The organism is Streptomyces durocortorensis (assembly GCF_016901035.1).
Classification (GTDB): Bacteria; Actinomycetota; Actinomycetes; order Streptomycetales; family Streptomycetaceae; genus Streptomyces; species Streptomyces durocortorensis.
The window spans coordinates 1-10,671 of record NZ_JAFEUF010000228.1 but is presented as its reverse complement, the minus strand read 5'-3'; the positions used below and the strand labels follow the sequence as shown (position 1 = coordinate 10,671).

General features: G+C 73.3%; 8 protein-coding genes. 5 read left to right on the top strand and 3 right to left on the bottom strand.

Annotated features, from left to right (window positions below):
- The 3 genes from JS521_RS29145 to hmgA all read right to left on the bottom strand — a co-directional run.
- Nucleotides 1–1,046: type ISP restriction/modification enzyme (locus tag JS521_RS29145; RefSeq protein WP_205085939.1), on the bottom strand; the 1,046-nt coding region annotated here is incomplete at its 3' end.
- A 106-nt stretch (nt 1,047–1,152) separates the two neighbouring features.
- Complete coding sequence (locus JS521_RS29140) at nt 1,153–1,962, bottom strand: GntR family transcriptional regulator (RefSeq protein WP_205085938.1); 810 nt, start codon at nt 1,960–1,962, stop codon at nt 1,153–1,155.
- 52 nt (nt 1,963–2,014) lie between these two features.
- Entirely contained in the window at nt 2,015–3,334 is a 1,320-nt protein-coding gene (hmgA, locus tag JS521_RS29135; RefSeq protein ID WP_205085937.1) for a homogentisate 1,2-dioxygenase, read from the bottom strand.
- A gap of 179 nt (nt 3,335–3,513) precedes the next feature.
- On the opposite strand from hmgA, the gene JS521_RS29130 reads away from it, so the two are divergent.
- The 5 genes from JS521_RS29130 to JS521_RS29110 all read left to right on the top strand — a co-directional run.
- Entirely contained in the window at nt 3,514–4,140 is a 627-nt protein-coding gene (locus JS521_RS29130) for a TetR/AcrR family transcriptional regulator (protein ID WP_205085936.1), read from the top strand.
- A gap of 167 nt (nt 4,141–4,307) precedes the next feature.
- Nucleotides 4,308–6,512: a molybdopterin-dependent oxidoreductase gene (locus JS521_RS29125; RefSeq protein WP_205085935.1), complete on the top strand. Its 2,205-nt coding sequence runs from the start codon at nt 4,308–4,310 to the stop codon at nt 6,510–6,512.
- A gap of 165 nt (nt 6,513–6,677) precedes the next feature.
- Entirely contained in the window at nt 6,678–8,129 is a 1,452-nt protein-coding gene (locus tag JS521_RS29120) for a CitMHS family transporter (protein WP_205085934.1), read from the top strand.
- Nucleotides 8,129–9,490, top strand: coding sequence for an MFS transporter (locus JS521_RS29115; protein WP_205085933.1), 1,362 nt, complete (start codon nt 8,129–8,131; stop codon nt 9,488–9,490). Before JS521_RS29120 ends, JS521_RS29115 begins: the two co-directional genes overlap by 1 nt.
- Before the next feature lie 132 nt (nt 9,491–9,622).
- A partial coding sequence (locus tag JS521_RS29110) for an ABC transporter ATP-binding protein (protein WP_205085932.1) occupies nt 9,623–10,671 on the top strand: 1,049 nt, incomplete at its 3' end.

Sequence of the window (10,671 nt, the reverse complement as noted above, 5' to 3'; positions counted from 1 at the left end):
AAGTGGTCGACGATGTTCTCGACGTAGCGGCGGGCGGGCGCGCCCGGCCCCGCCGCCGCCCGGCGGCCGAACCAGAGCTCCAGCACCCGCACCCCGCCCACCGTGAACTCCCAGGCCCCCGCGGGCACCGGCGAGATCCGGCCGTCGCCGACGACCAGTGTCTCGTCCCCGGCGTCGTACGACAGCTCCGTGGGGCGGACCGGGAGCGCCGCCCGCACATAGGGCCGGCGCCCGCCCGGCAGCCGGGGCCGCTCCCCGCCCCGGGCCCCGCGCAGCTGGAGCCGCAGCAGCTCCCGGCCGAGCGCCACCCCCGACGACCACACCTCGGCGTCGGCCGGCAACGGGACCAGGACGCCGGACGCGGAGGGCCGGGCGGCGGCCAGGATCCAGGCCAGCACCGCTTCCGGGGTGAACGCGTCCGGGGCTGCCCCACCGCCGAGCCGCCCGCGCAGCAGCTCCAGGAGCCCCGGCGCGAGGTTGGGCTCCGTGCCGCCGGGCCTGCGGTGGAGCGGCCTGATCCGGCCGGGCCGGCCGGCGGGGGAGTGCCCGTCGGGCAGCAGTGCGGTCACCGACAGGGCGGGCCCGGCGTCCTCGGGGGCGGCGCTGTGGTCGACCGCGAAGAGCTGCTGCCCGTCGGCGACCCGCCACAGCTCCGGACGGGCCGCGTCGATCAGCCGGTGGTCGGGGAGCAGCCACTGTTCGTCGTAGGGACCGTGCTGGATCCGTACGGGGTCGGGGCAGGGGCCCGGCGTCCGGGCGAAGCGGGCCGTACCGGTCGACTGGCCGGGCAGGGCCGCGACCGAGCTGTGCGGCGTACGGGAACGGGTGGGCGCGAACAGCCGTTCCTGCTCGGCGGAGTCGGCGGCGGCCAGCCGTTCCCAGCGGGCCCGGAGCGCCTCGGGGTCGGGGCCGGTCACCCAGGCGCGGCCGGTTCGGAGCGGCCTCGACGACCACGGCATCAGCTCGTCCAGCGGGACGAACGCGTCGAACGGCGAGGACTCCGTGTCCCCGCCGGATCCGGCCGCCGCCGTCCTGCGCGCTGCCACCGAGCCGTCCCTCCCCTGTCCCGTGTCCCGTTGCCCCTGCCGGCCTTGACCTGTCGGCCGAGGCCCTTCGCATCGTAACGGCGGGCGGTGTCCCCGTGGGGCGGGGTCAGTGGGCCTCCACCGTCACGGAGAAGGAGAACCGGTCGCCCCGGTAGCGGATCCGGGCCACGTCCACGACGCGCCCCTCCTCGTCGTACGTCACGCCCGTGTAGTGCAGGATCGGGCTGAGCAGCGGGACCTGGAGGAGTTCGGCGGTGACGGGGTCGGCGAGGCGGGCCTCCACCGTGTCGGTGATCCGGGAGATCCGCACCCCGATGACATCGCGCAGGACCTTGGTCATCGGCCAGCGTTCGAGGTCGGCCACGTCGATCCGGGCGGCGACGTCGGGGCGCACCGCGTTCTCCGCCCAGTTGGTGGGCTCGTCGCTCTCGCCGTCGCGGCGCAGCCGCCGGTAGCAGGTCACCTCGGCGCAGTCGGGGAAGAACTCCGCGAGATCGCCGGGGAGCGGCACCGGGCCGTGGCCGAGGACGGTCGTCGCCTCCCCGGACTGCTGGGCCACGATCGCGTCGACCGAACCCAGCAGCCGGACCGGGGAGACCCGCCGGGCGCGCGGCTCGATGAACGTGCCGCGCCGCCGGTGCCGGCTGATCAGCCCCTCCGTCTCCAGCTCCTTGAGCGCCTGGCGCATCGTGAGCACGCTGACCCCGTAGTGCGCGGCGAGCTGCTCCTCGGTGGGCAGCCGGGCGGTGGCGTCCTGGGGCCGGCCCAGTATGGAGGCCCGCAGGGACTGGGAGACCTGATACCAGAGCGGCAGCTTCCGGTTGAGGACGAGGGAGTCGGGGGCGAAGGCGGGCGGTTGGCGCGGCTGTTCCGCCGCACCGCTGTCCGCCCCGTCCCGCTCATGGCTCTCGGTCATGTCGTCCCCGTCCCGTCCCATTCCGCCCCTCCGGGCCTCCCGCGCCCGCCGGCTACGGCCGGAAGTTGCGGCTCAGACCCTGCCACACGTCGTCGTAGCCGCGCTGCAGATGATCGGCGGTCGCCGCCTGCCCGGTTGCCGTGACCGGCCAGCGGGTCTCGAACATGAAGGCCAGACCGTCGTCGATCTTCTGCGGCTTCAGCTCTGCCGCGCTCGCCCGGTCGAAGGTCTCCCGGTCCGGTCCGTGCGCCGACATCATGTTGTGCAGGGAGCCGCCGCCGGGGACGAAGCCGTCCGCCTTCGCGTCGTACGCCCCGTCGATCAGGCCCATGTACTCGCTCATCACATTGCGGTGGAAGTACGGCGGGCGGAAGGTGTCCTCGCCGACCAGCCAGCGCGGGGCGAAGACGACGAAGTCCACCCCGGCCAGCCCCGGGGTGTCGGACGGCGAGGTCAGCACCGTGAAGATCGACGGGTCGGGGTGGTCGTAGCTGATCGTGCCGATCACGTTGAACCTGCGCAGGTCGTAGACGTACGGGGTGTGGTTGCCGTGCCAGGCCACCACATCGAGCGGCGAGTGGTCGTACGTCGCCGACCAGAGGTTCCCGCAGAACTTGTTGACCACCTCCACCGGGCCCTCGTGGTCCTCGTACGCGGCGACCGGGGCGAGGAAGTCCCGGGCGTTCGCCAGGCCGTTGGCGCCGATCGGGCCGAGATCGGGCAGCGCGAACGGGCGGCCGTAGTTCTCGCAGACGTAACCGCGCGCGGTCTCCTCCAGCAGCTCCACCCGGAAGCGGACCCCGCGCGGGATCAGCGCGACATGGCCCGGTTCGGCGTGCAGCAGGCCCAGCTCGGTGCGGAGCAGCAGCCCACCGCGCTCCGGGACGATCAGCAGCTCGCCGTCCGAGTCGCTGAACACCCGGTCCGTCATCGAGGCGTTGGCGCTGTAGAGGTGGATCGCCATCCCGGCGCGCTGCGCGGCGTCGCCGTTGCCGCCGAGCGTCCACAGTCCGCTCAGGAAGTCCGTGCCGGGCGCGGGGTCGGGCAGCGGGTTCCAGCGGAGCCGGTTCGGGTCCGGCACGGTCTCGGTGAACGGGGCCGAGCGCAGAGCGCCGTTGTCGATGCGGGTGAACGCCGGGTGGGCGGCCGAGGGGCGGATCCGGTAGAGCCAGGAACGGCGGTTGTCCGCGCGCGGTTCGGTGAAGGCGGAGCCGCTCAGCTGCTCCGCGTACAGCCCGAGGGGGGCGCGCTGGGGGGAGTTGCGGCCGTGCGGGAGCGCCCCCGGCACCGCCTCCGAGCTCTGCTCGTTGCCGAAGCCGGAGGAGTACGTCAGCCCCTCGGCCGTCTTCCTCGCCTGGTCGATCGCGCTCATCCCGCACTCCCGGTGCCCAAGAAAGCCCTCGGATCCGCCGGACGACGAATCCTATGCGCCACCGTAGGAATGAGGAGGGGGGCACGTCAACGGCACACATCGGGCCATTCGGTGCGTGTGTCTCTCGTGTGTCCGGCCGGCTGCCACTGGTGTCCACCTCGGGCGCGGGGCACGGCATCATGGGCCGCGTGTCTCAGCCCCATGTCACCCCGAACCTCCGCCGCGCCCCCGTGCAGCAGCGCAGCGCCGACCGGCTGGCCCGGATACTCGACTCCTGCGCCGGACTGCTGGACGAGACCGGCTACGAGCAGCTCACCACCCGGGCCGTCGCCGAACGCGCCGAGGTGCCGATCGGCTCCGTCTACCGGTTCTTCTCCAACAAGCGCGCGCTCGTCGACGCCCTCGCGCTGCGCAACCTGGACACCTACGCCGACCGCATCGCCGCCCGGCTCGCGGACCTCCCCGCCGCCGACTGGCGCGCCGCCATCGACGCGGTGCTCGACGAGTACCTGGCGATGAAGCGGAGCGTCCCCGGCTTCGCGCTCGTCGACTTCGGGCCGCCGTTCCCCGCCGAGGGCGCGGCGGACGACGCCAACCGGCGGCTGGCGGACCGGCTCGCGGTGCTGCTCGCCGGCCACCTCGGCCGCCGGCCCGACGAGGCGCTGTCCCGGGCGATCCTGGTGAGCGTCGAGGCCGCCGACGCCCTGCTCCAGCTCGCTTTCCGTACGGAGCCCTCGGGGGACGCGGCCATCGTCGCCGAGACCCGGACCCTGGTGAGGTCCTACCTCGCGCACACGCTCGACTGAATGCCGGACCCCCTCTGTCGGGAGCCGCCCGGCTTCGCCCCCGTACGACACCTCCCCACCGTGCGTACCGGTCGGTATGCTCGCCCGTGCCGGGGCTTCCGGGGCTCCCACGCCCCCGCCCGGTCCATGTCCGCGTGCCGTCGCCGCAGCCGCCCCGGGGAGGGCCCATGTCCCACGACTCTCGCACCGCACCGCGCATCTGCCCCCTCTGCGAGGCCACCTGCGGCCTCACCCTCACCATCGAGGGGACCACCGTCACCGGTGCGCGCGGTGACCGCGACGACATCTTCAGCCGGGGGTTCATCTGCCCCAAGGGGGCCTCCTTCGGCGGGCTCGACGCCGACCCCGACCGGCTGCGCGTCCCCCTCGTGCGCGGCGACGACGGGGAGCTGCGCGAAACCACGTGGGAGGCGGCGTTCGACCTGATCGCCGCCCGAATGCCGGACCTGGTGAAAGCCCACGGCCCGCAGGCCGTCGGCGTCGTCCTCGGCAACCCCAACGTGCACACGATGGCGGGCTCCCTCTACCCGCCCCTGCTGCTCGCCGCCCTGCGCACCCGCAACGTGTTCACCGCGAGCACCCTGGACCAGATGCCCAAGCACGTCTCCAGCGGCCTCCTCTTCGGTGACGCGCACGCCATCCCCGTACCGGACCTCGACCGCACCGACCACCTCCTCCTGATCGGCGCGAACCCGCTGGAGTCCAACGGCAGCCTCTGCACCGCCCCCGACTTCCCCGGCCGGCTCAGGGCCCTGCGCCGACGCGGCGGCACCCTCACCGTCATCGACCCGCGCCGCACCCGTACCGCCCGCCTCGCCGACCGGCACGTCGCGATCCGGCCCGGCGCGGACGCCCTGCTGCTGGCCGCGCTCGCGCACACGCTCATCGACGAGAAGCTCGCCGACCCCGGTCCGCTCGCCGAGCACCTGGACGGCATCGACGAACTCGCCGCCGCCCTCACGGACTTCACCCCGGACGCGGTCGCCGCCGCCTGCGACGTGGACGCGGCCACCATCACCGCCATCGCCCGTGAACTCGCCGCCGCCCCCACCGCCGCCGTCTACGGGCGCATCGGCAGCTGCACCGTCGAGCACGGCACCCTGGCCAGCTGGCTGGTGGACGTCCTCAACATCCTCACCGGCAACCTCGACCGGCCCGGCGGCGCACTCTTCCCACTCGCCGCCACGGCCCGCGCACCCCGCGCCGCCGAACCCGGGACGCGCAGTGCCGTACCGGGCAAGGGCTTCGCCCTCGGCCGCTGGTCGAGCCGGGTCTCCGGGCACCCCGAGGCCAAGGGCGAACTGCCCATCGCCGCCCTCGCCGAGGAGATCGACACCCCGGGCGAGGGCCGCATCCGCGCCTTGGTGGTCGTCGCGGCCAACCCCGTACTCTCCGCGCCCGACGGCGACCGGCTGGACGCGGCCCTCGGCGACAAGCTCGACTTCATGGTCAGCGTCGACCCGTACCTCAATGAGACCTCCCGCCACGCCGACGTCGTCCTGCCTCCGCCGCCGCCCTCGCAGAGCGCCCACTTCGACTTCGCGTTCAACAGCTTCGCCGTGCACAACCAGGTCCGCTACACCCGCGCCGCCGTCCCCCTGGAGGACGAGCGGATGGACGAGAGCGAGATCCACGCCCGGCTGATCCTCGCGGTCAGCGGCATGCACGGCGCGCCGCCCGCCGCCGTCGACGACCTGGCCGTCGACACCGCCCTCACCCGGGCCGGGGCCCCGAAGGAGCTGGCCGCCGAACTCACCGGCGAGAGCGGCCCCGAGCGGCGACTGGACCTGATGCTGCGCCTCGGCCCGTACGGGCTGACGCTGGAGCAGCTCCTCGCCCACCCGCACGGCATCGACCTCGGCCCGCTGAAACCTCGCCTCACGGAGGTCCTGCGCACCCGCTCCGGCCGCATCGAACTGCTCCCGGAGCCGATCGCCGCCGACCTGCCGCGCCTGCGCCGGGCGCTGGGCGACCGGCCCGCCCCGCTCGTCCTCGTCGGCCGCCGCCATCTGCGCTCCAACAACAGCTGGATGCACAACGTCGGCTCGCTCACCGGTGGCTCCAACGTCTGCACCCTCCAGATCCACCCCGACGACGCGGCCCGCGTGGGGCTCGTCGACGGGGCCACCGCCCGCATCGAATCGGCGGGCGGCGGGATCGAGGCCCCCGCCGAGATCACCGACACCGTGCGCAGCGGGGTGGTGAGCCTCCCGCACGGCTGGGGCCACAGCCGCCCCGGCACCCGGATGTCGGTCGCCGCCGCCCACCCCGGGGCGAACGTGAACCAGCTCCTCGACGGCACGCTCCTCGACCCGCTGTCCGGCACGGCGGTCCTGAATGCCATCCCCGTCTCCGTCACCCCGGCTCGCTAGGGCCCGTCGTTTGGACCAGGCCTTAGCGCCACCGCGTTGACCTGGGGTTTTGCTCGTATTGCTCACGCGTCAACGTCTTGTTAACTCTTCGAGGAGGCCCCTAACGTCATCCGGACCGACCGCCGAGACCGGTGGGAGTTCAAGGATGAACGTTAGGTATCCCCCATGCTGACAATCCTCGGCTTCGCCATGATCGCGACCTTCCTGGTCCTGATCATGACGAAGAAGATGTCGCCGATCGCGGCGCTGGTACTGATCCCCGCACTGTTCTGTGTGGCCGTCGGGCAGGGCGCCCAGCTCGGTGACTACGTGATCGAAGGCGTCGGCAACCTCGCCCCCACCGCCGCCATGCTGATGTTCGCCATCGTCTACTTCGGTGTCATGATCGACGTCGGCCTGTTCGACCCGATCGTCCGGGGCATCCTGAAGTTCTGCCAGGCCGACCCGATGCGCATCGTGGTCGGGACGGCGGTGCTCGCCGCGATCGTCTCGCTGGACGGCGACGGTTCCACCACCTTCATGATCACCGTCTCGGCGATGTATCCCCTCTACAAACGCCTGAAAATGAGTCTGGTCGTGATGACCGGCGTCGCGGCCACCGCCAACGGCGTCATGAACACTCTGCCCTGGGGCGGCCCCACCGCCCGCGCAGCCACCGCCCTCAAGCTGGACGCCTCCGAGATCTTCGTCCCCATGATCCCGGCGCTCGCCATGGGTCTGCTCGCCGTGTTCGTGCTGGCGTACGTGCTCGGCATCCGGGAGCGCAAGCGCCTCGGCATGCTCACCCTCGACGAGGCGCTTGCCCGGGAGCCGGAGCCGGAGACCGTCTCGGCAGGCGCCGGCGGCACTGGTGGCACCGACGGCAAGGACCGCCTCCGCAAGGGCACCGCAGCCTCCGGCCCCGCGAGCGGTACGGGAACCGGGTCCGGGGCCCCCGCCGACGGTACGGAGAACGAGGACGGGGACGACGACGAGTTCCAGGGCCTCGACCCGAACCGGCCCACGCTCCGCCCGAAGCTCTACTGGTTCAACGCCGGACTCACCGCCGCCCTGCTGACGGCGATGATCATGGAGCTGCTGCCGATCCCGGTGCTCTTCCTGCTCGGCGCCGCCCTCGCGCTCACCGTCAACTTCCCCCACATGCCCGACCAGCGGGCCCGGATCGCCGCCCACGCCGACAACGTGCTCAACGTCTCCGGCATGGTCTTCGCCGCCGCCGTCTTCACCGGGGTCCTCACCGGCACCGGCATGGTCGAGCACATGGCCGACTGGGTCGTCGGCACGGTCCCCGACGCGATGGGCCCGCACATGGCCATCGTCACCGGCCTGCTCAGCCTGCCGCTCACCTACTTCATGTCCAACGACGGCTTCTACTTCGGCGTCCTGCCCGTCCTCGCCGAGGCGGGCGCGGCCCACGGCGTCTCGCCGGTGGAGATCGCCCGCGCCTCCCTGGCCGGCCAGGCCCTGCACATGTCCTCGCCGCTGGTGCCCGCCGTGTACGTCCTCGTCGGCATGGCGAAGGTCGAGTTCGGCGACCACACCCGCTTCACCGTCAAGTGGGCCGTGCTCACGTCGCTCGTGGTGCTCGGGGCGGGCATCCTCTTCGGCATCATGTGATGGCCGACCGACCGCGATCCGGGCCCGGCAGGGGCTGGCTGCTGCGCCTCGTCATCGCCTTCGCCTTCGCGCAGGGGGCGGTGTCGATGGCGCGGCCCGCCGTCTCCTACCGGGCCCTCGCGCTGGGTGCGGACGCAACGGCCGTCGGCGTCATCGCCGGGGTCTACGCCCTGCTCCCGCTGTTCGTCGCCGTACCGCTCGGCCGCCGCACCGACCACGGCCGTTGCGCGCCCCTGCTGCCGCTCGGCGTGCTCCTGATCTCCGGCGGCTGCGCGCTCAGCGGCCTCGTCTCCTCGCTGCCCGCGATGGCCGCCTGGAGCGGGGTGATGGGCCTCGGCCACCTGTGCTTCGTGATCGGCGCGCAGTCGATCGTGGCCCGGCAGTCCGCGCCCGACGAACAGGACCGCAACTTCGGGCACTTCACCATCGGGGCCTCGCTCGGCCAGCTCATCGGCCCGATCGCGGCGGGTGCGCTGATCTCCGCCGACAGCGGAGCCCTCGGCCGTACGAGCGCGCTGGCGCTCCTCGTCTCGGCCGGGGTCTGCGCGGTCGCCCTCGCCTCGCTCTGGCGCATCGAGCACCGCCGGGCGACCGGCTCCGGCCCGGCTCCCGGCGACAAGGTCCCGGTCCGGGCCATCCTGGGCGCGCGCGGCGTCCCCGCGGGCATCCTGATCAGCATGGCGGTGCTGTCCGCCACCGACATCCTCACCGCCTACCTGCCGGTCGTCGGCGAGCACCGCTCCATCGCACCCGCCACCGTGGGGCTGCTGCTGAGCCTGCGGGCCGCCGCCACGATCGCCTGCCGGCTGGTGATGACACCGCTGCTGCGGCTGCTCGGCCGGCGGGCCCTGCTGACCACCAGTTGCCTGCTCGCCGGGTTCCTCTGCGCGGGCGTCGCCCTCCCGGTCTCCGTCCCCGTCCTCGCCGTGATGCTGGCCGTGCTCGGCTTCTGCCTCGGTGTCGGCCAGCCGCTGTCCATGACCACCGTGGTCCGGGCCGCCCCCGACGGGGCCCGCTCCACCGCGCTCGCCCTCCGGCTCACCGGCAACCGGCTCGGCCAGGTCGCCGCCCCCGCCGCGGCGGGTCTGATCGCGGGTGCGGTGGGGGTGGCGGCCCCGTTCGTCCTGCTCGGCGTGGGGCTGCTGGGCGCGGCGGGACTCGGCCTGCGCGGCGAGGGCCGTACGGGCTCCGCCATCGCGTCGGAACCGGACGAAGCGGGCTCCGGCCCCGCACCGGCACGGGGCGTCGCCGGGCCCGCCTCCGTACCGGCACCGGAGGACGCGGGGCCCGCCTCCGTACCGGCACCGGAGGACGCGGGGCCCGCCCCCGTACCGGCACCGGAGGACGCGAGGCACGCGTAGCAGAAGGTGTCCACCGGACACCCCGTGGGCCCCAACCTTCGCGCGAGTCATTCCCACACCCCGCCCGGTGGGCTAGCTTCCCCTCAGCCGCTCCCCACCGCGATGCCACCACTTCCCTCCGGGCGGACCCTCATGACGCGCGCGATCTCCCTGCACCATGTCAGCAAGACCTACGGCCGGGACCGGCGAGCCGTCGACCGGTTCACTCTCTCCATCGACCCGGGCGAGTTCGTCGTCCTGCTCGGCCCCTCCGGCTGCGGCAAGTCCACCGTGCTGCGCATGATCGCGGGGCTGGAGGAGATCACCGAGGGCGAACTGCTCCTCGACGGGGAACACGCCAACCACGTCCCGCCGCGCGAACGCGGCATGGCGATGGTCTTCCAGAACTTCGCGCTCTACCCGAGCATGACCAACCGCGCCAACATCGGCTTCCCGCTGAAGCTGGAGAACCCCCGCGAGGACAACACCGCGCGAGTGGAGGCCACGGCCTGGATGCTCGGGATCGGGCATGTCCTCGACCGGTACCCGGCGCAGCTCTCCGGCGGCGAGCGCCAGCGGGTCGCGATGGGGAGGGCCATCTCCCGCCGGCCCTCCGTGTTCCTGATGGACGAGCCGCTGTCCAACCTCGACGCGAAGCTGCGCAACCACCTGCGGGCCGAGATCGCCCTGCTCACCAAAGAACTCGGCGTCACCACGGTCTATGTGACGCATGATCAGGCGGAGGCGATGTCCCTCGGCGACCGGGTGGCGGTGCTGCGCGGCGGAGTCCTTCAGCAGGTCAGCCCGCCCCGCGAGGTCTACGCCCTGCCGGACAACGTCTTCGTGGCCGCCTTCATCGGCACCCCGCGCATCAACCTCCTCCAGGCCGTCGTGCACGCCCCGTTGGAGGGCCGGATGTCGATCGACCTCGGCCGCCAGCGGCTGGCCCTGCCCGAACCCCTCAGCCCCGACCACCAGTTGCTCCGGATCCAGCAGGGCCGGCGGATCATCGTGGGGCTGCGCTCGGAGGCCGTCCGGATCGCCCCGCCCAGCCAGGCCCGGCCCGGCGAGGTCGCCCTCAGCGGCATCGTCGAGCACGTGGAGTACCAGGGGCACGAGGCGCTGGTCCACCTCAGGACCGGTTCGCGGCCCGCCGTGGTCCCGGACCTCGAATCCGCCCGGCCCCGGGCGATGCCCCGCCG